Source organism: Aquimarina litoralis (assembly GCF_039523995.1).
Classification (GTDB): domain Bacteria; phylum Bacteroidota; class Bacteroidia; order Flavobacteriales; family Flavobacteriaceae; genus Aquimarina; species Aquimarina litoralis.
Genome location: NZ_BAAAGE010000002.1, coordinates 202,280 through 228,461, shown reverse-complemented (window position 1 = coordinate 228,461; position 26,182 = coordinate 202,280). Strand labels below are relative to the sequence as shown.

Genomic DNA, 26,182 nt, shown 5'->3' with positions numbered 1-26,182 from the left:
AGATAGACAATCAAGTTAATACCTTACGAATCGAATAGAATATCAGGACAAGCACCAATATGATTATTGTGCTAAATATATTAACCTCTTGGAGAAAGAAGAAAAGTCAGTAACAATTTAATATAAAGGAAAAGTTTACTTCACAATTACTTAAATTACTGGATAGTTTTTAACTAATTCTATGAAACGATAAATTACTTGAAGATGAAACTAATTACAAAATCTATGAAAAACAAAGCAATTCTTGCTACTTCAATTTACTCTTAAAAGTGTTTTGTAATTTACTTAGTTTGGGATTAATCACAAACTGGCAATAACCTTGTTCACTATTCTGGTTATAATAGTTCTGATGATACTCTTCTGCATTATAAAATGGGCCAAGCGGAGTTATTTCGGTAACAATTGGATTATCAAAAACACCTTCAGCATTTAAATAATCTATCATTTGTTGTGCTAGCTTGTTTTGTTCTTCATTTTCATAAAAAATAGCACTCCTGTATTGTGTACCTCGATCGGCACCTTGTCTATTTAGCGTAGTAGGATCATGAGTTGCAAAAAAAACTTCTAATAACTCCCAAAAAGTAATCTGATCAGCATCGAAATCAATTTTGATAGCTTCGGCATGACCAGTTCTTCCTGTAGTAATTTCGCGATAAGCAGGATTTTTAATAGTTCCTCCCGTATATCCAGAAATAACTTTTTCTACTCCTTGTAATCGTTGAAAAACAGCCTCAGTACACCAAAAGCAACCACCAGCAAAAACAGCTGTATGTAAGTTATTATTTCCCATAATATTGTTAAAAAATAAGTATTGTTAAACGAATGTACATATATCGTAAACAGCTATGACGCTTTTTAACTTTTCATTAGTACGTCATTTATCTGTAAAGCATAGTTTTGCAAATAAGTCAAAAAAGTAAGGATTTTTTTACAAAATATGGAAAGAAACATACGCCCTATCTTAAGTGTGCTAATTTTATTGCATGCCTTTCACTTATTTGGTCAAGAAAAAAAGCAAATTACTGCTCATAGAATATCTACTCCCCCTAAAATTGATGGTATTTTAAATGACGATGTTTGGCAAAACATAGAGCCATCTGGAGACTTCAAAATGTGGCAACCTGGAAATGAAGGAACTATACCCGATAATGTAAGAACCGAAGTAAAAATGGCTTATGACAACAAAGCTGTATATTTTGCTGCCTATTTATATGATGATCAACCAGATAAAATCTTAAAACAATTTAGTCAGAGAGATAATGTTTTTGCACAAGCAGATTTTTTTAATATTTCGATAAACACCTACAATGACGGGATTAATGAAACCCGATTCTTTATAACGAGCGCTGGAACGATTGGAGATGCTAGAGCTGATCAGTTTAATGAAGATTTTAGTTACAATGTAGTTTTTAGTGCCAAAATTTCCTATGATGATAAAGGGTGGTATGCTGAGTTTAAAATTCCTTATAATGCTTTACGTTTTCCAGAAGTGGAAGTACAGGACTGGAGTATTAACTTTTTTAGACGCTTCCAAAACAGAAATGAAACCCACTCCTGGAATTTTATTGATAACGAAGTAGGACAACGCACGCAATACAACGGAATTGTAAAAGGAGTAGAAAATATTAATCCACCTGTTAGACTTACATTCTTCCCATTTGTACAAGGTTTGGTTTCTACCACTGACGGTGAAACAGAAACTGATTTTAGTGCAGGAGTGGATGTAAAATATGGTTTAAGTGATAGTTTCACTCTAGACGCTACTTTGATACCTGATTTTGGTCAAGCAGCATTTGACGAAGTTCGATTAAATTTGGGGCCTTTTGAGCAAACATTCGGAGAGAATAGGCAATTTTTTACAGAAGGAACAGAACTATTTAATAAAGGAAGAATTTTCTTTTCTAGAAGAGTTGGTAACGGACCGACTGGTTTTGTCTCTGATGAAGATCTAAATGAGAATGAAGTTGCCGAAGATGCTCCTACAAAAGTGAATCTTTTAAATGCATTGAAAATATCAGGTAGAACCAAAGACAATCTAGGTATTGGTTTTTTTAATGCTATTACCGAAAAAACAGAAGTACGAATTACGGATACTATCACCGGAGAACAACGATCTAAGGTAGTAGAGCCCTTGGCTAACTACAATATCTTTGTGCTAGACCAACAGTTTAATCAAAATTCTTCTTTATCACTCATTAATACCAATGTTACCAGAAATGGAAGTGATTTTAGAGATGCCAATGTAACCGGTTTAGTATGGAATTTAGCGAATAAAGCAAATTCATATCGGTTAACAGGTAGATCTATTGTTAGTCAGGTAAATCTTCCTGGAGATAATATTGCTGGATTTAGATCAGAACTAGATTTTGATCGTATCAAAGGAAAATGGAGATATGGTTTTGGGCACGATCTCGCAAACACCACGTTTGATATCAACGATCTAGGTGTGAATTTTAGAAATAATTTTAACAGCTTTAGAATAAGTACCTCTTATCAAATTTTTGAACCTACTAAAGTTTTTAATAACTATAGGATTAATCTTTTCGCTAGACACCGTAGATTATATGATCCAAGTGTTCAAACATCGAACTCTCTTGGAGTAGATTGGTTTTTTGTTACTCGCGAGCGTTTTGCTTTTGGTGGGTTTACCATTTATGATTCAGATACAGATGATTATTTTGAGCCTCGTGTAGATGGACGTTTTGTAACTTTCAGTGAAAACCTTGGAGTAAATATGTGGGTATCTTCTGATTATCGAAAAAAATTCGCGTATGATGTGCGTCTTTTCCATCGAAATTGGTTCGAAGATAATCAACAAACCTACAGTATGAATCTTTCTCCGCGATATCGTTTTTCGGATAAATTATTAATGATTTGGACTACTGACTATTCTATTCGCAAAAGAAATTTTGGATATATTGATAATAATGATACCGATGTATTTTTAGGACAAAGAGACATTACTACTATCGAAAACTCCTTAAGTGCTAGTTATAATTTTGATCCTTATAAAGCCATCAATCTACGTTTTAGAAATTTTTGGAGTACTGCTGATTATTCCGAAAATGTTTTTTATGTCTTAAATGATAACGGTGGTAGAACACAAATTGAATATGACACTTCTGACAATGATCCTAATACCAATTTCAATATCTGGAATCTTGATCTAAGTTTTAGTTGGAGATTCGCTCCAGGAAGTGAAGCTACCCTACTCTACAGAAATCAAATTTTTAATCAAGATCAACTTTCTACAATAAATTATTCAGAAAGTTTGGATAATCTATTTGCACAACCTATACAACATACACTTTCTTTAAGAGTGGTTTATTTTCTGGATGTTAATAATTTAAAAGGTTCTTTTAAGGGATAATTTTGGCGATTTTTAGGATATTTAACTAATTTCACCATCTGTACAAATTGAACTGATGATAAAAGCCAAAAATATTCATAAGAATTATGGTGATTTACATGTATTAAAAGGTGTAGATCTTCATATTAAAGAAGGAGAGGTTGTTTCTATAGTAGGAGCTTCTGGAGCAGGAAAAACTACCTTATTACAAATATTAGGAACCTTAGATAGAGCCTCTGAAGTAAAAGGAAGTGATTTGTCTATTAACAACAATATCATCAATTTTTTATCAGAAAAACAATTATCAAAATTCCGAAACGAACAACTTGGCTTTATTTTTCAATTTCATCAATTACTACCAGAATTTACAGCCTTAGAGAATGTCTGTATTCCTGCATTTATCAAGAAAGTACCTAAAGATGAAGCCGAAAAAAGGGCTAAAGAGCTTTTAGGGTTTTTGGGATTATCACATCGATGTGATCACAAACCTAGTGAACTATCAGGAGGAGAACAGCAAAGAGTTGCGGTGGCACGTTCATTAATAAACAACCCAAAAGTTATCTTCGCAGATGAACCTTCTGGAAATCTAGACAGTGAATCAGCAGAAAACCTTCATAAACTATTCTTTAAACTTAGAGATGAATACGGACAGACCTTTGTGATCGTAACTCATAATGAAGAACTTGCTGATATGGCAGACAGAAAATTGGTTATGGTAGATGGTAAAATAATTGATAAATCCTAACCTTCCTTTGCTTTTGGAATAGCAATTTGATCTAAGATCTTGTGAAGAAATTAAACCAAAAAGAGCTTAAAGAATTTCTTGATGAAAAAGCTGCCTTCTATGAACAGCCAAAGTTTATAGAAACAGATCCTGTACAGATACCACATCTTTTTACTCAGAAAGAAGATATTGAAATAGCTGGTTTTCTAACGGCTACTATTTCTTGGGGTAATCGTAAAAGCATTCTCACTAATGCGCATCGATTAATGGAAATGCTAGGAAACTCTCCATATGATTTCGTAATGAATCATTCAAATACTGATTTAGAAAATTTAGAAGGTTTTGTACATAGAACTTTTAATGATAAAGACCTTTTACACTTTATCAAAGCGCTTAAACACCTCTATACAAAATACAGTGATATGGAAGGATTCTTTAAGCAATACGCCCAGGAAGAATTTTTGCAAGATGCTATTCACTACTTTAAAAATGAGTTTTTTAGCCTCCCACATTTACCAAGAACTGAAAAACACGTTAGTGACCCACATAAAAATTCTGCAGCTAAAAGAATCAATATGTTTTTTAGGTGGATGGTTAGAGAGGCGAGAGCTGGTGTAGATTTAGGTATCTGGAAAAATATTTCTCCTTCTCAACTTTCTTGTCCATTGGATGTCCACTCTGGTAATGTCGCTAGAAAATTACATCTAATCAGTAGAAAGCAAAATGATGCCAAAACATTGCGACTCCTTGATAATAACTTACGATTATTAGACCCATCAGACCCTGTAAAATATGACTATGCATTATTTGGATTGGGTGTTTTTGAAAAATTTTAGTTTAGAATAATCATAAAACCTTCTCCTAAAGTTCTTAAGGAAGTTGCCATAATACATTTGCTTCAATAAAACTTACGCAGTTATAAAATTAACTTACAACTTCTTGCTCTATTTTGTGGATTATTACTTCACAAACCAATATCTCCTTTAACATATTGTTTATTAAAACATTAAACCAAGAGTATAATAAAACTCTACACAAGATTTTCTTGAAATTAAATAAAAAAGAATTGGATTTTAATTTTTTATGAACGTTTGGTCGAATACACATTGGTAAATCTTAATTTTTAATATTTTTTTGTTAATTTTATTAAGAATTGTTTCACACAAGGCAATTCTTGATGAAGATGATTATACCCGGACTCCCCATAAATGAAGATTTTAGAATTGAAGCTTTACATTCATTAGATATACTGGATACAGAACCTGAAAATGAATTTGATGAAATTACTACACTTGCAGCCTACCTTTGTGATACCGAAATAGCGCTAATTTCTCTAGTAGATTCAGATCGCGAATGGTTTAAGTCTGCACATAATTTTAGTACTAAAGAAATACATAGAGATCATTCTTTTTGTGCACATTCTATCTTACAACCTGAAACCCCTTTGATTATAACTGATGCTAGAAAGGATTCTCGTTTCAAGGATAATCCATATACATTGGACGGAACTATCATCTTCTATGCAGGAGTTCCATTAATAGATAAAAATGGTTTCGCGTTAGGCACTTTATGTGTTATCGATAGCAAACCTAAAGAACTTACCAATAAGCAATTGGAAGCATTAAAATCATTAGCTCATCAGGTAGTGATTCTTTTTGAACTCAATAAAAAGAACAAAGACCTAGAAAAAATAGAGAATAAACTCAGAAAGCGAAATGAATCTTTAAAAGATTTCGCAAGAGTAATATCTCATGATCTTAAAATGCCTTTAGCTAATGTAATTACCACATCGGATCTGTTAAAACTAAAATTAGCGAATGATCTAGATCAGGAAACTTCAGAGTATTTTGAATATATCAAACAGTCTTCGTTTACGATGAGTGATTATATCAATGATGTACTCGACCATTATGAAAGTGACAGCCTTGCACAACATAAACCAGAATTATTCAAACTAAATCATTTACTAAAAGAAATAGCTGAATTATTAAGTATTAAACCAGATTGTACCATTAATTTTCCAGAATCTAATCCTACTTTAGAATGTAATAAGTCTGCTCTGAAACAAATATTCTTCAATCTTATTGGTAATAGTATAAAGTATAATGATAAAGATCATATTCTAATAGACATCAAACATTGTGAAGATAAGATGTTCTATTATTTTAAAGTAGTTGATAATGGTATGGGAATTCCTAACGACAAAATAAATACCATTTTTGACTTATTTACGACTGCAAACGGTACAGATCGAAGTGGAAATAAAGGTAATGGCATTGGTCTTTCTACTGTTAAAAAACTAGTAGAATCCTTAGGAGGACGCATTAAGGTACAATCTACTTTAGGTGTTCAAACAATTTTTGATTTTTCTATCAAAAAGAAAATAGAAAGTTAAGATAAACTAGCAACACAGGCTTCCGCACACTTTTCTCCGTCTATAGCTGCAGAAATAATTCCACCAGCATATCCAGCTCCTTCTCCACAAGGATACAGACCTTTTATTTGAGTATGCTCTAACGTTTTTCGATCTCTAGGAATTCTAACAGGCGATGATGTTCTAGATTCGGGAGCATGTGCAACTGCTTCATTCGTTAGATAACCTCGCATACTTTTATCGAAAGCCTTAAAACCTTCTTTTAGCGTTTCATAAATAAATTGTGGAAACACTTCACTCATATCAATAGAACTTAAACCTGGCTTATAAGAAGTTTCAGGTAAACCAGTGGATACTCTTCCGTTTGTAAGATCTACTAATCGCTGAGCGGGTACCTTCTGCGTTTCTCCGGCTAAATGCCATGCACGTTGTTCTATACTTTTTTGAAAATACATTCCCGCTAAAGGACCATACTCCGAAAAATCTTTAAAATCCTTCAATCGAAGTTCAACCACAATACCACTATTAGAGGTAGGTTGATCCCTTTTAGATGGCGACCATCCATTCGTGACTACTTCACCAGAACTCGTCGCACAAGGAGCAATAACACCTCCTGGACACATACAAAATGAATACATTCCTCTTCCTCCTACTTGTTTTACAATACTATATGGCGATGGAGGAAGAAAAGGACCGCGAGTCGGACATTTATACTGTATCTGATCAATTAATTGCTGTGAATGTTCCACTCGCACCCCTAAAGCAAAAGGCTTTGCTTCTATTTCAACTTTTTTGCGATATAATAATTCAAAAATATCACGAGCAGAATGTCCTGTAGCCAAAATGACTTTTTTGGCATCTATAATATCTCCATTATGCGTAATAATACCTTGTATTTCGTTATGCGCAATTTTTAAATCTGTTACTCTTGTTTCAAAAAGTACCTTGCCACCATGATCTATAATCTTATTTCTTATAGCCGCAATGATTCCAGGTAATTTGTTTGTACCAATATGTGGATGTGCTTCTACTAAAATCTGATCCGTAGCTCCAAAACCGACTAAAAGCCGTAAAATTCGATTGACGTCACCTCTTTTTTTAGACCTTGTGTACAATTTACCATCACTATAGGTTCCTGCACCTCCTTCTCCAAAACAATAGTTAGAATCTTCATGTACTATATGATCTCGATTAATTGCTTTCAGATCCCTTCTCCTACTTCGTACATCTTTACCTCTTTCTATAACAATGGGTTTGTATCCGAGCTCTATACACTTCAATGCTGCAAATAACCCCGCTGGGCCAGCTCCAATAATCACTACTTCTGCAGCATTAGATACATCTGGATAATCTGGTAACAAAATTGGCTTTTCTGTAAATTCTTCATGTACATAAACCCTTATCTTTAGATTTACCTTAATTACACGTTGACGAGCATCTATCGATCGTTTTAGGATCTCCACATGTCTAATATCTTCAATAGGTATTTTATTTTGTTTTGATACCTGTTCTTGTAACATATCGGGATTTCCTGCTACTTCGGGTAATACTTGTATGCTAAATTCGTATTGCAAAGGAATGGGAGATATTTTTTCTGCGAAGATACAATGTTATTACACAAATTTATTTGTATTAGAATCAATTGATTAAAAAATCGATACAATCTCTCACCCAATTAAAAGATAACTTTAACTCTTTTTAATGTTTAAGTTTCTATATTTGATTAGAACAAACAATCAATTTAACTTATGAAAAAACTATTTTTATTAGCCATTGTGCTTATCGGTTTTACTTCAATTTCGAATGCTCAAAGTTTAAAATTGGGAATTAAAGGAGGTATCAACTTATCTACCATCAATGGAGATAATGTTCCTTCAAATCTTGATGCCAGAACGGGTTATCATATAGGTGTTGCTGCCCAAATAGGATTACCGGGTAAATTTGCGATACAACCAGAACTTTTATATTCTGCTCAAGGAGCTGATGACTTGGACATTGATTATGTAAATATTCCAATTTTGGTAAAATATAAATTCTTGAAATTTCTAAGTTTTGAAGCAGGTCCTCAGTTTGGAATATTAGTAAATGATGATTATGCCGATGCTATTGAAACTAAAAGTTTTGATGTAAGTGCAGCTGCTGGTGCTGGAGTAGAATTTGGAAAATTCTTTGCGCAAGCAAGGTATAATTTTGGTATTACAGATGTTGTTGACAATAGCGATGTTAGAAATGGTACCTTTCAACTTTCTGTTGGGTATTATTTCTTATAACAATTCGTAATTTAAAGATTAGAAAAAGCGGAAGGATTCTTCCGCTTTTTGTATCTTAAGCAAATAGGCGACAAAATTTGTCAGCTTTCTTAAAACTATTTGATTAAAACATATGGAACAGGTAACTAAAGTAGAAGTCTATGCTGGTCTTTTCGACAGAGTAAAAGCTATAATTATAGATTCAATAGTCTTGATTATTTTTATGATCATAATCACAGATATCTTTTCATTATTTCAGGATCTTTCTGATAACCTCAGGATCGTAGCATTTATATTTATTTTTTTGCTTTATGACCCATTATGCATTAGCTTTTTTGGCAGAACTATTGGCCATATGTTGATCGGAATTAGTGTAAAAAGAGAAAACAACCCTAATAAAAACATATCGTTTCCACTAGCTTTTATTAGATATGTAGTCAAAGCCTTATTAGGATGGATTTCATTACTAACTATTATGGGGAATGAAAAGCAACAAGCGATTCATGATTCATTGGTAAAATCCATTGTAATAGTACATAAATAGAATACTAAGAATTATCTTACCTAAAAATTAGTTAACCCTAAACCGTCAATATCAAATCTTATAGTATATTTGACAAACGTTACTCGCGAATGCAATTTAAACACCCAGAATTCCTTTATGCTTTATTTGCGCTTATTATTCCTATCATAGTTCATTTATTTCAGCTAAGACGTTTTCAGAAAGTACCTTTTACCAATGTTCAGTTTTTAAAAGCAGTAACGATACAAACTCGTAAGAGTTCACAAATCAAAAAATGGCTTACGCTAATTACACGGTTACTTATCTTTGCTGCTATTATTATTGCATTTGCCCAACCATTTCTAGCTTCTGAAGAAATTGTAAATAAAAAAAGTGAAGTTGCGATTTATTTAGACAACTCCTTTAGCATGCAGGCAAAAGGCGCAAAAGGCCCTTTGTTACAACGTGCCGTACAAGAATTATTAAGTTCTTTAACCGAAGATGAAACCGTATCCGTCTTTACCAATACAGAAACATTTAGACAAGTAAACAAAAAAGACATCCTCAATGATCTTTTGCAATTAGAGTATACTTCTAACCAAATCTCTTATACTGCTGCTTATCTAAAGGGAAAGGAACTGCTTGGAAATACTCCAGAAACATTGAAACGAATGATTATGGTGTCTGATTTTCAGCAAAAAGATGAGAATTTTGACATACCTTCCGATTCTTCTATTAAAACAAATCTTGTTCAACTCAAACCCGTAACACAACAAAACATCGCTATTGATAGCTTATACGTTAATCGTAATCAAAATAATGAGCTTGTTCTTAATGCTCTTCTAAGTAATGCTGACAAAAAACCCGATAATGTTGCCGTTGCTTTATATAATGACACCAAGCTTCTTGCAAAAACAACGATTCCGATAAATGCCAATGGTACTGCTCGTACAGAATTTAAAATTGATGAAAATACTAAAATCAACGGACGTGTGATGATCGAGGATCCTGCACTAACCTTTGATAACTATAGATACTTTACGATTAATACCCCAGAAAAGATAAAAGTAGTTGCGATCAATGAAGCCAAGGATGCTTTTCTAAAAAACATTTATACAAAAGATGAATTTTCGTTGATTAGTACTCCTTTCAATGAACTTAATTATAATGATATTAGTAATGCCAATCTTGTTGTCATTAATGAACTAAAACAAATACCTATTTCTTTAATAAATACACTTAAACAGTTTACAGACCAAGGAGGAAGTATTTGTTTTATTCCGGCAACAGATGGTAACTTGGCTTCTTATCAACAATTGATTAATAGTTTTTCTGCGGAGAGTTTTTTTTCTCTGAAAACACAGGAAAAGAAAATAACTGGAATTAACTTTTCTCATCCACTGTATAAAGGAGTATTTGATAAACCCGTAACTAATTTTCAGTATCCAAAAGTTAACGCCTATTATCAAGCTTCTCCAAATAATACTATCATTTCGTATGAAGACAAAGCGCCTTTCCTGTATAAAACGAATGCACTATATGTATTTACGGCCTCATTAAATGACGAGAATTCCAATTTCCAAAATTCACCATTAATAGTACCTACTTTGTATAACATTGGTAAGCAAAGTTTAAAGTTACCGGATATTTCCTATATCATTGGTCAAACAAATACCTATGATGTTCCTATTTCTCTAGGTCAGGATGGTATTTTATCTTTACAATCAGATAAAGAAAGTAGTATTCCTTTGCAGCAAAGTTTTAGTTCTAAAGTAAAAATTACTACTGAAGATGTTCCTTCGAAGGCAGGTATTTATGCGCTTAAAGACAAGGAAAATATTATTCAACATGTAAGTTATAATTATAATAATCAAGAGAGTCATTTACAATATTATAACCTCTCCACAAATTATTCGTATCAAGTTAGTGACTCGGTTTCTAATCTATTTGAAGAAATAAAAGAAGAAACCAGTATTCACGAACTTTGGAAATGGTTTATTATTTTTGCTTTGATTTTCTTATTAATTGAAATCTTATTACTAAAATATCTCAAATGAATTTCTTATTAAAGGCTGCTACTGTTATTGATCCCTCCTCTCCTTTTCATCATCAAACAGTAGATATTCTCATTGAAAATGGAATCATAAAAGATATAGATGCTTTATTAGAAGTTTCAGAAAATGTAGAGGAAATTAAACTACATAATCTTCATGTTTCTAAAGGGTGGTTTGATAGCAGTGTGAGTTATGGTGAGCCTGGTTATGAGGAACGTGAAACTATAGAAAATGGACTTTTTGTTGCGGCAAAAAGTGGGTTTACAGGAATTGCATTAAACCCTAACACATTACCTATTACAGATACCAGTGCTTCTGTTGGATTTTTAAAAGGAAAATCATCACAAAATGCTGTAAGCTTGTACCCTATTGGAGCATTAACAGTAAAATCTGAAGGTGTGGATCTGGCAGAGCTATATGATATGCAGCAAGCAGGTGCTATTGCATTTGGTGATTATAAAAAAGCTATTCAAAATCCGAATTTACTTAAGATAGCCTTATTATATGCTCAGAACTTTGATGGTTTAGTACTTTCCTATCCTCAGGATAATAATATAGCAGGAAAAGGCATGGTACACGAGGAGGAACAAAGTACACTTTTGGGATTAAAGGGAATTCCAGCGCTTGCGGAAGAATTACAAATCTCAAGAGATTTGTTTTTACTGGAATATACTGGTGGAAAACTACACATTCCTACCATTTCTACAGCAAAATCTGTACAGCTCATAAGAGAAGCAAAAGCAAAAGGATTACAAGTTACTTGTAGTGTTTCGGCACATCATTTATATCTTACCGATCAGGAATTAAGTAGTTTTGATACCAACTATAAAGTACTGCCTCCTTTAAGAACACAAAAAGATATAGAAGCATTGCTTGAAGGTATCAAGGATGGAACGATTGATATGGTTACTAGTGATCATCAACCTATAGATATTGAACATAAAAAAGTAGAATTCGATAATGCTAAGTACGGTACCATTGGCTTAGAAAGTACTTTCGGAATTTTAAATAGTATTTTAAGTCTAGAACAAACTATAAATGTATTGACCAGTGGAAGAGATGTATTTAAAGTAGAAAACCTATCTATTGATAAAGGAAATAAAGCGAACTTATCACTGTTTAATCCCAAAGGAACTACTACTTTCTCATTAGACCATGTACTTTCTACTTCCAAAAACAGTGCTTTTCTAGGAAAAGAAATTACGGGGAATGTTTATGGAGTAATTTCTAACGGAAAAGGAATCATATAATAATACTAAGCAAATTATGGAATCAGATTACGCAAAACAAGGTAAAACAGCTGCCGTTGTAGCCTACCTTACTTTAATAGGAACGATCATTGCCTTTTTTATGAATCAAGAGGATAAAAATACTTTTGCTTATTTTCATATCAGACAAGCATTAGGTATCAATATTGGATTTTATTTACTTGGAGCTTTAGTAAGTATTTTTGACTCATGGCTCATCTCCTCATCATTTTATGTTTTTATATTCGTCATATGGTTTTACGGTATTATTACCGCAGTAAGAGAAGAACAAAAAACGGTTCCTTTGGTAGGTAAACAGTTCCAGCAATGGTTCTCTTCTATTAAATAATTACAAAAACTATAAATTATTCGGTTGTAAATTTGGTGAGTTTTAAATCTGGAGATAATTCTATTACTAAAATAATCGAATCACTTTCTGATTGTATCAGATAACGATGACCTCCATCTTTATCCATAAAATCAAACTCAGAAAATTTACCCTGATCTTCTAGTGTTTTTGTTAAAAATGCTTTTAACTTATCTAATGGATAACTTGCTTGTAAATCTGCAGAAAATTGATCGAAAATTTTTTGAGCATCACTAGCATTATAAGAGGCTACAATATTTTTTAAGGTGTTTTCATAATCTGCATCTGTTTGTGCTACTGTAATTTGAAAACAAAACAACAAACAAATAAAAAAAAGTTTTTTCATGGTACGATCTACTTAATTAGGTTTTAAAAGAGAGTCTAAAAAGGGAATATTCCACTCTTCAAAACCAAAAGTAAGTATTAATACGTATATTACAAATAAGAATAATCTAATTTTATAAACAAAAAGCTGACAATCTTTATAAAATTCATAAAAAAAACTGAGAAATTGATTTCTCAGTTTTTTAAAACTCTATAGATAAGCAACTATTCTACCGGTTTAGGACTCCATTTTAAGAAATTTGGTTTTACTACCAGCATTGCCCATCCCCAGTTTTGCAAACCGCTTGAATCTGTAACACCTTTAAGCACCTCCATACTTTCTCCTGCGAACATCTGAGAATATCCGATTTTTAAGGTAGCAAATGATAATATTTTTTGAGTAAATACCAGATCCAATTCTGTACCTAAATACTTATCATCTGTTCCAGCAATGTCCTCAGCAGCAGAAAAATAATGAAGTTTAGCTAAAAAACTATTTGTTTTTCCTGTCTTGATAACCGCTTTAGCATATAAATCTTGTAATCCTACACTATTAGCATGATTTCCAACAAAGAAATAATCCATATATCCATTAAACTTATGGTTGGTTCCAAAAATTGGGAAGAACGATTTAATTTCTCCATCAGTTCCTCCATTATCATCACCACTTAAGATTTCTCCTCCAAGGCCAAATAGTGTTTTTCCAGGCTTATAAGTTACTTCTAGAGCAGCATTGTAGGCGGATAAATCCACCGTTTCTGTAAATTTTCCTGTTTGTCCATATAAGTTTACAGCAATTTTTAATCCATTTGCCGGTTTAGCTACCAAATGTGTTCCAAAAGTCTGTCTGTTTACTGTACCATCGATTGGTGTTTGTCCATCTACAGGATCAAGGTTTTGGTAAGAATTATTTACAAACAAGAAACTCCCAGAAAATTTAGCCCAGTCTTTATGCAACCAAGCGTATGCCATGCCTTTATAATCAAATACTGCTCTAGCATTTCCATCATTATTAGGATCAAATAAGGTATTTATTCTACTAAGACCATTCTGGTTAAAAGAGAATCCAAGATCTAATTTAAAACCGCTATCATTTTTATAGCGAACTAAAGCTGCATCATGAAATCTTCCTTGCATTGCCCAATCCAACCCTCCTAAGATTCTTTGATCATCGTAAGATAGTGCCTGTCTTCCTAATTTTGTAGACCATCCTTTTCCAAATTTAAAATCTATCCAAGCTTGAGCCAGTGAGAAACTATTATTATTATCGGCAGCGGCGATCTGCGGCGTATCTCCCCATACACTAACATCCTGAACACTCACATACGCTGCAAATTTGTCTGCTTTGTATCCAAATTTTAATCGAGAACGTTGTTGAACAAAAATAGCAGCATCCACTCCAGAAGGAACAAGGTTACCAAAACCTCGCAAATATTCTGCTCGTGGCCTTATGTCTGCATCTATACTTAATTCTTGTGACGTAATTGTACTAATACATAATAGTAAAGTGCAAATTACTAATTGTAAAGTTTTTTTCATTTTAAGTGGTTTTTTGAGTTAATTTGAAATATTGGTAAAAAAAATGCGTATTTAACACTTGATTAAAATACGCATTTTTCCCCGTTTTAAACCTGACTTAATCTTGTAATTATATTTTTACTTTTTCATATAATCCAGTTACTGCATTGAAAGCCTTTGTTAAATCATTACTAATTTGATACATCTCAGAAGGCTTAAAACCTTGATTCATCAATTTCTCTTTATTGTTTTTTACATTCTCCCACTTGGTCATGGCAACTCCTAATTTCTCATCAATCTTTTCATTATTAAAATTAGAAATTAATAACATTGTAATAGCTCCATCAATTTCGTTAAAAACATTACCAAGCATAGACTCCGAATTTTTAGTCTTCAGAGTAGTTTGATTTGCAAAATAATACAGTGCCAATCGTTGAGATAACATACGCTGTCTACCTGCCATATTGATCATCTTTTTAAGCTCCAAATCAGATTCTCCTAAACTTTCATCTTCTAATAAATTATCATCACTTTTATTAGCTCCTTTTGACTCTACAATAACTGCTGACACCACATCATTTGTAGCTTTTAACAGATCTGTATTTAGATCAATGATTTTCTTAGCATTATCGTAATTTGGTGTGCTTTCAATAAGCTTTTTAAATTCAATCCAAATTTTATCTACTTTAGTAAGTCGATCTTTGGTTAATTTATATCCAGAATTTTGTCTAATAATTCCATTTTGTTTTTCAAAAATGATTTTACTTGTTAAAAGATCTCTTTTAGCTTTTGCATCGCTAGGGTTCTCAACCAGATAGAGATATGATTTTGCCATTTTTTGGCTTAACATTCTTTGTTTTCCTGAAATATTAACCGCTTTATTAAAAGTTAACATTCCATATTTCATATTTTGTTGTGCGCACATCGTATTCGTGCTAGATATTCCAATTCCAATAGATAGGAATAATATCATAAATTTAAATGTAAAACTATTTTTCATTGTTTAATTTTTAAAATTGAGATTAATTTTAGTATTCCTCTAGTGCTAGTTGAGTGATTTTATTATCGGTCGATAATCCTAATATCAATATGGTAGAAGAATTATCGAATTCCATTAAATAATGTTTAGTACCTTCATCATCCATTAAAAATGAAGAGGATCCCATCTTACCTTTTTTATTATGATTATCTGTGATAAAAGTTTTTACTTTATCTAATGTGAATGAAGATTGAAGTTCGGGAGAAAACAATCCAAATATCTGATCTGCATCATTGGCATTATATGCATCTGCAATCTTAGTGACAGTCATTTTATAACTATCCTCAGTTTGAATAAAACTAGAACAAATACATATTAATAATAAAAGAGTAATTTTTTTCATAAGATTTAGGGTTAAAATATTATAAGATTTAACGTTATTAGTTACACTTTGGTTATTTCGAAATAGTTAACGTATGACTTAAAATTATCCAGAAATCCTTTAAAACACATCGCTAATCGACGAAGTACAAATTGCATACGTTAGGTAGCTCTATATAATCGATAACTATATTTTATATGATCAATAATAATTTTTTACTAATCCAGTTAACTAAATAATAGTACATTAACAAAGAACGTTTAGATTGTTTCAAAACAACATAAACACCTATTTTTCAAATAAATAAACTTAATCATATCATAAGTTTATAAAAACGTTGAATATCAAAAATTTCTTAAATCTATGTTAAGATTATGGTTAAACCGTAACAAAACTATTGTTTTAACACATATTTAACAATTGTAAATGTATTTCATCGACATTATTAACATTTAATCTAAAAATAAAGCGACTTTTATATAACAAAAAAGAGTGAAATCGTTACGTACTAAGCATTAAATATTGAATTTCAACAATATAAACACTTAAACACAATTTACATTAGTAAGAATAAAGCTACATTATTTAATGAATAAGATATTATTAATCCTAGGGAAATTTCTATTAGCTCTTTTATTAACACTACTTACCCAAATTGGAGGTATCATCTATTTGATTATAGAAATACTTTTTATAAAAAAAGATAAAGTATACAGAATACAGAAGTACAGTATATTCTTTGTAACCTATATAATATGTACTTTTATTTTAGTCCCTTATTTAGCACCACTATTTGGTAGAGAGAAAATTAAAAATACCGAATACATAGAAGCTTGTTCATTTTTTACTATACTATCCAATAGAAATTACGTTACTCCCGATTTAAATCTTTCCATACAAGCAATTGCTAAAAAAATAAGTCTAAAGCATTCTAATATCAAATTGGTATATCTAGATGCTAATTTTCCATTTATAGATAAATTCCCTTTGCTTCCTCATCTTAGTCACAATGATGGAAAAAAAATAGATATCTCATTCATTTATAAAGATGTAGACAATCAACTAACTAATAAAAAGCCTTCCTTATTTGGATATGGTGCTTTTGTAAATCCTGTTGGCAATGAAATTGATCAAACTCATAGATGTAAGAAAAAAGGATACTGGCAATATGACTTTACCAAGTACGTAACATTTGGTTTTGTAAATAATCAATTGAAACTTTCTGAAACCGCCACAAAAGATTTAATTTTGGCGAGCGTAAATGAAAAGAAAGTTGGTAAAATTTTTATCGAACCTCATCTAAAAAACAGATTACATCTAACAAATCCTAAAATAAGATTTCACGGATGTCAAGCAGTAAGACACGATGATCATATTCATTTACAATTAAAATAGACTTCGATAAGCTAAGTCTGATATAAAAAAATTAGCAATATGCAAACTAAGACACTATCATTACATCATATCATTAAAACTCCAACTATAAAAAGTGATAAGACCCCTGTTTTATTTATGTTTCACGGATATGGTAGTGATGAGAATGATTTATTTTCTTTTTCACCAGAGTTACAAGAAGAGTTATGCATCATCTCTGTAAGAGCTCCTTATCCTATGCAACCGTATGGAAATGCTTGGTATGCTATCTATTTTGATGCCGCTCAAGGAAAATTTAGTGATGATGCACAGGCAATAGAATCTCGTGATAAGATTTCCAATTTTATCGATGAAGCTATTGAAGCTTACCAATTAGATGCCAGCAATGTAACATTATTAGGTTTTAGTCAGGGAACCATACTCAGTTATTCAGTTGCATTATCTTATCCTAATAAAGTAAAAAATGTAATTGCGCTAAGTGGATATTTAAATGAAGATATTCTTAAAGAAAATTACGAAAATCAGGATTTTTCAAATCTAAATATTTATTGTTCTCATGGTAGTGTGGACCAAGTAATTCCTATTGATTGGGCAAGAAAAGCTCCTATTAAATTAAATGAACTCGGAATACAAACCACACTTAATGAATTCCCAGTAGGTCATGGTATAGCACCACAAAATTTTTATCAATTTAAAGATTGGTTAGCTAAACATTTGTAAAAGTATACTCATGTTATACTAAACGGTTATTGTTTTCGTTGAATTAAAACCACAGGTCTTAAAACTCTTCAAATGAAAACACTAACTACTCCAATTGTTTTCCTATTTTTTTTATTGTCCTTTACCTTAATAGGAACAGCACAGATCACGTATGAAAATGCTTTTCCAAATATCGATTTTGAATTTCCGGTAGAAATTCAGTCTCCAAGAGATGGAACCGACAGAATGTTTATTCTAGAACAAAGAGGACGAGTTAAGGTGTTTCCAAGAAGAAGTAATGTACTGGAGAGTGAAGTTGATACTTTTTTAAATATTACTGACCGTGTGCGATTTAGAGATGGACAAGAAGTGGGTCTTTTAGGATTAGCATTTCATCCAGATTATGACACCAATGGATATTTTTATACATACTATACCACTGATAGTCCGGTTTCAGGAATTACTGTTAGAATGGTACTCTCTAGATTTACAGTCAGCCCTACAAACCCTAATTTTGTAGATCCCAATAGTGAATTAGTCATTTTTCAGTTCGATAAAAACCAAAATAATAGCAATCATAATGGTGGTAAAATCGAATTTGGTCCTGATGGATATCTATACATTTCTATTGGAGATGGTGGAGGTGGAAATGATCCTGAAGGAAATGGACAAAATAAAAATACTGTTTTCGGTAGTATCTTACGAATTGATGTGGACTTAGATGGAAATAATGCTGTTGAAACCAATCCCGATTTACCAAATGGAAATTATGAAATACCAAGCGATAATCCTTTTGTCGGAGTAACTGGATTAGACGAAATATATGCATATGGAATACGAAATACCTGGAAATTCTCTTTTGATGATGTTACAGGAAGATTATGGGGTGCTGATGTAGGACAAGGTGCTTTTGAAGAGGTGAATCTTATTGAAAATGGTAAAAACTATGGTTGGAGTCGTTTCGAAGCTAATGCTGTAGCCAATAGTAGTGTTACTATTTCAGGACCTACGGAATTCCCTGTACACTTTTATAATAGAAATCAGGGAGATAGATCAATAACAGGTGGATATGTTTATAGAGGTTCCGAAATAACAAGTCTTAGTCCAGATATTAGTTCAAAATATATTTTCGGAGATTATGTAAGTGGAAGAGTTTGGGTCTTAGATTATAATCCATCTACCGGAGATGCAAGCAGTACATTACTATTTAATACTTCTGGAGAGTTTGTCTCATCTTTCGGAGCGGATAAAAATGGAGAACTCTACTTTAGTGATTATGGAAGCAATGCTCAATTATACAAGCTTGTGGATGGTACCTCTGCCCCATTAGGAACTGCTGTAAATGGTATCGGAGAATGGAATTCTCTTAACCAAGGAATTCCTAATGGAATAGTGCAAGCCATAGCGACAGATAGCAACGGAGATGTATATCATGGTGGTACTTTTACCGAAGCTGGAAACATAGATGCAAATAATATTGCTGTTTGGAATGAATCTTCTGGATGGAGAACATTGAGTACCGGTGCTAACGGCACGATTAATACTCTTAAAATTGCTGCAAATGGCAATCTATACGCGGGAGGTAGTTTTACCGAAATTGGTGGTGTTGCTGCAAATAATATTGCTATGTGGAATGGAACTTCTTGGTCGGCTTTAGGTTCTGGGATCGATGGTACTGTTGCGGCCATAGAAATAGATAACAATCTTGTCTATGTAGGTGGTGTATTTGAAACTGTTGATGGTACTACAGTTAGAAATATTGTTTCTTGGAATGGTGCCTCATGGTCAGCTCTAACAGATAACACTTCCTCAGTTTCAGGAACTAATAATGAAGTACGATCTCTAGCTGTAGACGCAGATGGGATATTGTATGTTGGTGGAAATTTCGACGAAGCCGGTGATACGACCGCGAATCGAATTGCCACTTGGAATGGAAGCAATTGGGGTACTCTTGGAACAGGAACGAGCGGCTTTGTTGAAGCGATCGCAATTTCAGGAAATGATATTTTTATTGGAGGGAACTTCTCTATTGCGGGTGGACAAACCGTAAATCGTATTGCCAGATGGAACAAAACCTCATCTAGTTGGTCTAGTTTGGATAATGGCGTAAATAATATTGTAAATACGCTAATCCACGATGGAAATCATGTATATGTGGGAGGTGCTTTCGATACCGCCAATATTGATAACTCTACTAGTATTATCGTTAATAATATTGCTCGATGGAGTGAAACTGATGGATGGCAAGCACTAGGAACAAATACTAATGTTGGTGTTAATGTAAAAATAAACACGCTAAGTTTTGCATCCAATACTATTGATACCGATACATTATTCGCGGGAGGTAATTTCTCTATAGCAGGTGCAAATAATGCTAATAATACTGCTCAATGGATATCAGATAGCGTGTTAAGCACTCCGGATATACAAGAAGAGCAAGTGCATCTTTATCCTAATCCTACCACTGGTATTGTAGAACTTCCAGAAAAAACTGATTGGATTCTTACAGATATTACGGGGAAGATTATAGGAGAAGGGTATAGTAATTCCTTGGATATTTCTACTAGAAAAACCGGAATGTACTTTCTTACCATAAAAGACAAGAAAACCTTAAAAATTATAAAGAGATAAGAACGGTAAAAATTATCTGTACTTATCGTTTAGGCCGATGCCTTTTAAAATCATTGGTATTATTTTTTGTAATCTAGCATCTTTAGTAGCATCTCTTTTTGCGGTAGAAATATACTCCATATATTCCTTTTGCTTAAAAGGCGTTAGTTTACTAAAACTTGTTTTTAGTTCTTTATTATGTTCTAACTCCGTTTTCAGATGATATGGCATTTCTATTTCCTTAGAAGATCTTTCGATAGTTATTTCCTTACCTTCTTTTTGATTCTGTATTGCCTCTAACACATATGCTAACACCTGATCTTTGTTTATTTCTTCAAAAGAACCAAACCTCCATTGTCTTAAACCTTTGGTTTTCCCTTCTTGTGCATTTATTAGCTGATTATAGGGATCCTTCAAAAAAACTCCTTGATGAAACCATATTCCAACATAAGACTTAAAAGCACTTATACCAACAATATTTTTACCATTGATTGTATACGTTGGGACTCCCCATTTAATAGTTTCTTCCATTTCGGTAGTTAGCATAATGGATCTAAGCAATTGCAAGCTCTTCACCCACTCTGGCTTTTTTGAGATAAATTCTTCTACTGATGTATTGTACTGCATACCTCTTTTTGATTCTAACTTTCACATAATTCATTGATTAACTTCAATATACTTATATCTTTTTACATATAAGAAAACTATGGTATAAAACTTGATAATCAAAAAAAATAAAATTAAAACAATAAGAACTCTAATTTTGGGACTTTTATTAATGCTATTGTGTAACTCTTGTTTTCCAACGAAAATTGCTCCAAGAATTGAGGATTATAAGGTCACTACAGGTAAAAAATTTAAAAAACAACTTCCTAAAAGAGGTGCTTTTATTTTTGAAGACCCTAAAGACGCCAATGAGTTCTATAAGTTCGTGAACGCAAAATTCAAATTAAATGATCTAAATGTCCAATGGAATGTTCCTTTTAAAATAGATGAAAAAGAATTTTATTTTACTTTTTACGAAGTTGAAAGAACTTCCAATATGGTAAATTTAGCTCCAATGGTAATTGACGGAGTACTATCAAGATATGATCATGGCCCGATAATGGAAGATATTTACACCACCAGAAGTGGCACATGGTACATCGCATTAACAGTAAATGATGAAGAGTTTATGGATCCACTAAAAGAAAACTACCCCCAAAAAGAGGAGGTAATTACATTCTTAAGAAATCTCAAAAAGGAATATCTATCTACTCGTAATTATAGAAAATATTCAATGATGAACTAAATTCCTTAGTAGTACCAAACCAACATTGAATACCAATCTTATTGAATATTAGATCTATAGTATAGGAATATAAAAATCTACCAAAAACTTTCCTTCTGGATGTTCTCTAAAATCATTATGATATATTTCGAAAGGAGTTTTCTCTGATTTTGTATACCCTTGATCATTCATCCAAACAAATAAACTACTCCAAGATTTCTCGAAATCACTTGGCTTAATTTCCATACTCGCTACGATACTTCTTCCTCCAACAATAGTAAGTGGTTGTATTTCTCCTTCAGATTTAATTTTATGATCCAATAATAGAGAGATACTCATTCGCACTTTATCTGGTGAAGTTACCTTAAAGCTATCGTGAAATACCCTTGCAACTTTAGTCTCTTTGTCATTCATTACACCATTGGATTTTCCCCATTTAAAGAGTCTTTCAAAAGTATTTTCGATACCTTCTACTCCAATATGTGTAATGCTGGCTAAATGTAAATCTGGTACTTCTTTTATTTCAATCTTTGTATTCATCTCAATCCATTTTAAGTGATTAGTTATGTTACAAATGTATTGCTCAAACAACAGCTCTTCTTTTCCATTCTTGCTTTTCACTTTTCCGATCTTGCTAAACTTATTGGGAAGCTGTTTTCTAAACTCACTTGGACTTACTCCATAAAACTTTTTGAACGCTTTAGTTAGTGAAGAATTACTACTAAAACCAAACTGAAAAGCTACTTCGGTTATACTTACTGTTTCCTTATGCATTAGGATAGAAGCTATTTTTTCTAAACGTCTTCTTCCGATATAGGAGTTTAAGGTTTCACCTATGATGGCTTTAAAAATACGATGAAAATGAAATGACGAATATGAAGCTACATTTGAAATAATATCTAATGACAACTCTTTATCGAGATTATGATCAATATACTCAAGCACCAAATTAATTCTCTGAATATATTCTTTCCTTAGAAACTGTTCTGAATCAAACTCCATAGTATTTATTGTCCACTTTTTAATCTAAATCTTCTCTACTAAGATCCTGGTGAAAATCTTTTGTATTCTTAAAACCTAATTCTTCAAGTTTTTCAAAATATGGAATATAATCAGACTCTGTAAATTCATAAGAATCAACTTCCCACAAAAAGTGTATGATCCATTGATACCATCTCGCAGGATTAGGATACTTTTTCAGATAAGTTACACGCTCATCAAAAGATAAATCTTGTTGATCTAACCATTCATCCAAAATCATGATATGCGTTTCTCCTCCACCCATTCTCCATCCAACACTATATGGATGGGCATTAGGTGCATATATCCATGGTGGTGGAATATCACCATACTTTTGTATAAGCTCTTTGCTGTTTTTTATATACCATTCGGCATCTTTATATTTCCCCATCTACCTATTTTTATAGAACAGAGTTGAATATAAAGAATATAAACTAACTAAAATTGTATTTTTAAATTTTGATCAAGATTTGAATTCCATTCAAATTCTATAGTTATTAAACCCTTTTCTTCATTCCAATCAAATTCTGTAGCTCGATCTCCAATAAGAATAGATTCTGGAGCTTTTGAGATATTATGAATCACTAAAGAGACGCTTCTTTTAGTTTTTTCAAAATTAGCTCCTGTTTCTGCAGTAAAGTTCATTGAAAGTATGGCATCAGTAGTAGAACTTTCAAAAGTTAAAAGTTCATATTTACCTTTTTCATAGGCATTCGGTGTACTTCCATCATCATCATATAAAATATCACTGCTCTTTTTAACAGTTGCATCATAATAATAATGTAAAGTCAACTCTTTTGTGTTATAAGATTCTGTGTTTTGTAGGGTAGCAACCATAGGAATAAATGCTCCTCCTCTTACAAAAACTGGTATGTGGTTTTCTTTAGTCTCCACTGTAATATATCTTCCTCCTTCATATTTCTTCCCCGTATAAAAATCAAACCAGTTTGCTGTTTTAGGAAAATACACATCTTTAGAAGCAACTCCAGGTTTTACAACTGGCGAAACTAAAAAATTATCTCCCCACAAATATGTATTAGAAACTGTTTGTAATTCTTTAGTATCCGTATCCTCAAAGAATAAAGGTCTCATTAACGGTATTCCTTTTTGGTTATTTTCAAATGCCAATGTATAATTATAAGGAAGCATTTGATATCTGAGTTCGATACTTTGCTTAGCTAACTCTTTCGTTTTTGTATCATGAAAAACAGGCTCTGGTGCTATATGTTCCTGAGCATGCGGTCTATAAATTGGCTGAAAAACTCCGTACTGTAACCAACGTGTATATAATTCGGGATCAAACTTTTCACCTCCCGCAAATCCTCCTAAATCAGAATGCATATATCCTAATCCTTGAATAGCCATGGATAATGCAATCTCTGTTTGCGGTTGCAAACCTCCCCAACTTCTACTGACGTCTCCAGACCAAGGGATCATTCCAAATCTTTGAGAGCCAGAATACCCAGCACGCATTAAGATAAAAGGACGTTGATTAGGAAAATCCTTTTGATATCCTTCCTGAACCAATCTTGCCCAATCATGACCATATATATTATGTACTTCATCTGCAGATCCTGTAGCATGTAATAAAGCAGATGGATGCACTTCGGGCTCACCTAAATCTCCCCACCAACCAGCAATATTATAATCTTTGGTATAGGTTTTATAAATATTCCAAAACCAATCTTTTCCCTTTTGATCATAAATATCTACAATTCCAGTATTTCCAAAGTAAAAATCATAAGTAAAAGGGTTTCCAATAGAATCTTTTCCCAACACTTTTTCAGCTACTGCTTCTTCCCACTTTTTAGAAGTTGATAATATAAATGGCTCTGTAATTAATATCGTTTTGACTCCTTGATCTTTGAAATCATTAATCATTTGTTTTGGATTAGGAAATGAATCTTTTAAAAACTCAAGATTTCCCATATGACCTTTAATATCTTTACCAAACCAATAGATATCCAAAATAACTGCATCCACAGGAATAGAATCCTTTTTAAACTTAGCAATTGTTTCTTTTGTTTCTCTTTCAGAATGGTATCCAAAACGACTGGCAAAATTTCCAAAAGCCCATCTAGGTGGTAGCGGTTGTTTTCCTGTTAAGTCTGTATATTGATCCATTAAGTCTTTCCAATCATCTCCTGCAACTACCTGATATGTTTTTCTCCCATTTATCGTTTCATAACTTAGTGTATTATCTTTCTTGCTATCGATATCAAGAAATCCAATCGGTGCATTATCAAAATGAACAGCATATTTTTTTGATGATAAAACAAGTGGCATGGTATAATTCATCAATTCAGAACGGGTCTCATAACCATAATGCGCTCGATTATACAGTTGTAATCGATTTCCTCTTCTATTCATCCCAACTACTCGAGATCCAGCTCCGTAAATCACTTCTTCTTTATCTAAATTAAAATTTAAGATCTCTGTAGTATCTGTTTTTACGTACCCATCTTTTTCAGAAATAAGCTCTTTGTCATTGTACAAATAAGATATATGAAAAGGTTCTTTTGAGATGAGTACACTAATTCCATTTGCAACTCCATAAGTGATTAGTTCATCCGTTTCAGTTACATTGGCTTCTATTCCATTTTTCAGAATTACTGCATGAGATGATGCATTATAGGTTTCACCAGTAGGTATAAAAGAAGTCTCTACAATTTTATTCGAATATAGTTTGATAATATATTTTCCATTATCTCTAGGAATTTCTATAAAACCATCTTTTTTATAAGTACTATAATTAGAAATGGCATTACTATAATTATATTTACAAGAAAGTGATAAAAAGGTAAACACTCCTAAGAGCAAAATAGAAAATAATCTTGAATTCATTTGGTATAGAGTTTTCGACAATAGATAAGAGTCAAATATAGCAGAATCCCTTTACAATAGGGATATAACAACAAACGCTCTGATCGAATTATTAAATTTTCATCGAAATTCAAAAAACGCAACAAAAATCACAACAGACTACTACAACGTTTTCGTTATACCAATAGACAAGCGGTTCCTTAAACGTAAGCGTATTCATACACTTATACAGTAATATAAAACACCTAACCTTAAGCTAAACATTTCTTGAGATACACTAAACATTTTGGTAATACCGAAACTATACTTTTAGAGTA

Annotated in this window: 23 protein-coding genes; 13 read left to right on the top strand and 10 right to left on the bottom strand. The window is 32.4% G+C overall.

Annotation, left to right across the window (positions count from 1 at the left end; genetic code table 11):
* Positions 1–247: 247 nt before the first annotated feature.
* The gene (gene msrA / locus ABD077_RS09955) at positions 248–790 is read right to left on the bottom strand and encodes a peptide-methionine (S)-S-oxide reductase MsrA (protein WP_343912169.1); all 543 of its coding nucleotides are present in this window, start codon (positions 788–790) and stop codon (positions 248–250) included.
* A gap of 147 nt (positions 791–937) precedes the next feature.
* On the opposite strand from msrA, the gene ABD077_RS09950 reads away from it, so the two are divergent.
* The 4 genes from ABD077_RS09950 (at position 938) to ABD077_RS09935 (ending at position 6,468) form a co-directional block, all read left to right on the top strand.
* Entirely contained in the window at positions 938–3,370 is a 2,433-nt protein-coding gene (locus ABD077_RS09950; RefSeq protein WP_343912168.1) for a DUF5916 domain-containing protein, read from the top strand.
* 55 nt (positions 3,371–3,425) lie between these two features.
* Complete coding sequence (locus tag ABD077_RS09945) at positions 3,426–4,094, top strand: ABC transporter ATP-binding protein (RefSeq protein ID WP_343912167.1); 669 nt, start codon at positions 3,426–3,428, stop codon at positions 4,092–4,094.
* A gap of 41 nt (positions 4,095–4,135) precedes the next feature.
* The gene (locus ABD077_RS09940; protein WP_343912166.1) at positions 4,136–4,909 is read left to right on the top strand and encodes a TIGR02757 family protein; all 774 of its coding nucleotides are present in this window, start codon (positions 4,136–4,138) and stop codon (positions 4,907–4,909) included.
* 341 nt (positions 4,910–5,250) lie between these two features.
* On the top strand, positions 5,251–6,468 hold the full coding sequence (locus ABD077_RS09935) for a GAF domain-containing sensor histidine kinase (RefSeq protein WP_343912165.1): 1,218 nt from the start codon (positions 5,251–5,253) through the stop codon (positions 6,466–6,468).
* Here ABD077_RS09935 and ABD077_RS09930 read toward each other — a convergent pair.
* Positions 6,465–8,021: an NAD(P)/FAD-dependent oxidoreductase gene (locus ABD077_RS09930; protein WP_425545859.1), complete on the bottom strand. Its 1,557-nt coding sequence runs from the start codon at positions 8,019–8,021 to the stop codon at positions 6,465–6,467. The two genes, ABD077_RS09935 and ABD077_RS09930, sit on opposite strands and share 4 nt — an antisense overlap.
* A 174-nt stretch (positions 8,022–8,195) precedes the next feature.
* Here ABD077_RS09930 and ABD077_RS09925 point away from each other — a divergent pair, with 174 nt between their 5' ends.
* From ABD077_RS09925 to ABD077_RS09905, 5 genes are all read left to right on the top strand, one after another.
* Positions 8,196–8,717: a porin family protein gene (locus ABD077_RS09925; RefSeq protein WP_343912164.1), complete on the top strand. Its 522-nt coding sequence runs from the start codon at positions 8,196–8,198 to the stop codon at positions 8,715–8,717.
* Between the two features lie 112 nt (positions 8,718–8,829).
* Positions 8,830–9,240, top strand: a complete 411-nt coding sequence (locus ABD077_RS09920) for an RDD family protein (RefSeq protein WP_343912163.1) — start codon at positions 8,830–8,832, stop codon at positions 9,238–9,240.
* A gap of 89 nt (positions 9,241–9,329) precedes the next feature.
* On the top strand, positions 9,330–11,255 hold the full coding sequence (locus tag ABD077_RS09915; RefSeq protein WP_343912162.1) for a vWA domain-containing protein: 1,926 nt from the start codon (positions 9,330–9,332) through the stop codon (positions 11,253–11,255).
* Positions 11,252–12,502 carry a dihydroorotase gene (locus ABD077_RS09910; protein WP_343912161.1) on the top strand — a complete coding sequence of 417 codons (1,251 nt, stop codon included), beginning with the start codon at positions 11,252–11,254 and terminating at the stop codon, positions 12,500–12,502. The genes ABD077_RS09915 and ABD077_RS09910 overlap by 4 nt, the downstream gene beginning before the upstream one ends.
* A gap of 16 nt (positions 12,503–12,518) precedes the next feature.
* The gene (locus ABD077_RS09905) at positions 12,519–12,848 is read left to right on the top strand and encodes a DUF4870 domain-containing protein (protein WP_343912160.1); all 330 of its coding nucleotides are present in this window, start codon (positions 12,519–12,521) and stop codon (positions 12,846–12,848) included.
* Positions 12,849–12,864: 16 nt separating this feature from the next.
* On the opposite strand, the gene ABD077_RS09900 is transcribed toward ABD077_RS09905, so the two are convergent.
* The 4 genes from ABD077_RS09900 to ABD077_RS09885 form a co-directional block, all read right to left on the bottom strand.
* Positions 12,865–13,212, bottom strand: a complete 348-nt coding sequence (locus tag ABD077_RS09900) for a DUF3887 domain-containing protein (protein ID WP_343912159.1) — start codon at positions 13,210–13,212, stop codon at positions 12,865–12,867.
* A gap of 203 nt (positions 13,213–13,415) precedes the next feature.
* Positions 13,416–14,729, bottom strand: coding sequence for an alginate export family protein (locus ABD077_RS09895; protein ID WP_343912158.1), 1,314 nt, complete (start codon positions 14,727–14,729; stop codon positions 13,416–13,418).
* 109 nt (positions 14,730–14,838) lie between these two features.
* Complete coding sequence (locus ABD077_RS09890; RefSeq protein WP_343912157.1) at positions 14,839–15,708, bottom strand: type IV pili methyl-accepting chemotaxis transducer N-terminal domain-containing protein; 870 nt, start codon at positions 15,706–15,708, stop codon at positions 14,839–14,841.
* A gap of 28 nt (positions 15,709–15,736) precedes the next feature.
* Entirely contained in the window at positions 15,737–16,090 is a 354-nt protein-coding gene (locus ABD077_RS09885) for a hypothetical protein (RefSeq protein ID WP_299602131.1), read from the bottom strand.
* A gap of 567 nt (positions 16,091–16,657) precedes the next feature.
* Between ABD077_RS09885 and ABD077_RS09880 the strand changes: the two genes are divergently transcribed.
* The 3 genes from ABD077_RS09880 (at position 16,658) to ABD077_RS09870 (ending at position 20,773) form a co-directional block, all read left to right on the top strand.
* Entirely contained in the window at positions 16,658–17,464 is an 807-nt protein-coding gene (locus ABD077_RS09880; RefSeq protein WP_343912156.1) for a hypothetical protein, read from the top strand.
* A gap of 39 nt (positions 17,465–17,503) precedes the next feature.
* The gene (locus ABD077_RS09875; RefSeq protein ID WP_343912155.1) at positions 17,504–18,163 is read left to right on the top strand and encodes an alpha/beta hydrolase; all 660 of its coding nucleotides are present in this window, start codon (positions 17,504–17,506) and stop codon (positions 18,161–18,163) included.
* Between the two features lie 72 nt (positions 18,164–18,235).
* On the top strand, positions 18,236–20,773 hold the full coding sequence (locus tag ABD077_RS09870) for a PQQ-dependent sugar dehydrogenase (RefSeq protein WP_343912154.1): 2,538 nt from the start codon (positions 18,236–18,238) through the stop codon (positions 20,771–20,773).
* A 12-nt stretch (positions 20,774–20,785) separates the two neighbouring features.
* Here ABD077_RS09870 and ABD077_RS09865 read toward each other — a convergent pair whose 3' ends face one another.
* Positions 20,786–21,379: a YdeI/OmpD-associated family protein gene (locus ABD077_RS09865; protein WP_343912153.1), complete on the bottom strand. Its 594-nt coding sequence runs from the start codon at positions 21,377–21,379 to the stop codon at positions 20,786–20,788.
* A 136-nt stretch (positions 21,380–21,515) separates the two neighbouring features.
* Between ABD077_RS09865 and ABD077_RS09860 the strand changes: the two genes are divergently transcribed.
* Positions 21,516–22,043 (top strand): hypothetical protein, encoded by a 528-nt coding sequence (locus tag ABD077_RS09860; RefSeq protein ID WP_343912152.1) that lies wholly within the window; start codon positions 21,516–21,518, stop codon positions 22,041–22,043.
* A 54-nt stretch (positions 22,044–22,097) separates the two neighbouring features.
* Here ABD077_RS09860 and ABD077_RS09855 read toward each other — a convergent pair whose 3' ends face one another.
* Genes ABD077_RS09855 through ABD077_RS09845 form a run of 3 tightly spaced genes read right to left on the bottom strand, consistent with a single transcriptional unit; the run spans position 22,098 to position 25,886 of the window.
* Positions 22,098–23,024 (bottom strand): AraC family transcriptional regulator, encoded by a 927-nt coding sequence (locus tag ABD077_RS09855; RefSeq protein ID WP_343912151.1) that lies wholly within the window; start codon positions 23,022–23,024, stop codon positions 22,098–22,100.
* A 19-nt stretch (positions 23,025–23,043) separates the two neighbouring features.
* On the bottom strand, positions 23,044–23,433 hold the full coding sequence (locus ABD077_RS09850; RefSeq protein WP_343912150.1) for a hypothetical protein: 390 nt from the start codon (positions 23,431–23,433) through the stop codon (positions 23,044–23,046).
* Between the two features lie 47 nt (positions 23,434–23,480).
* Positions 23,481–25,886 (bottom strand): glycoside hydrolase family 31 protein, encoded by a 2,406-nt coding sequence (locus ABD077_RS09845; protein WP_343912149.1) that lies wholly within the window; start codon positions 25,884–25,886, stop codon positions 23,481–23,483.
* Positions 25,887–26,182: the final 296 nt, after the last annotated feature.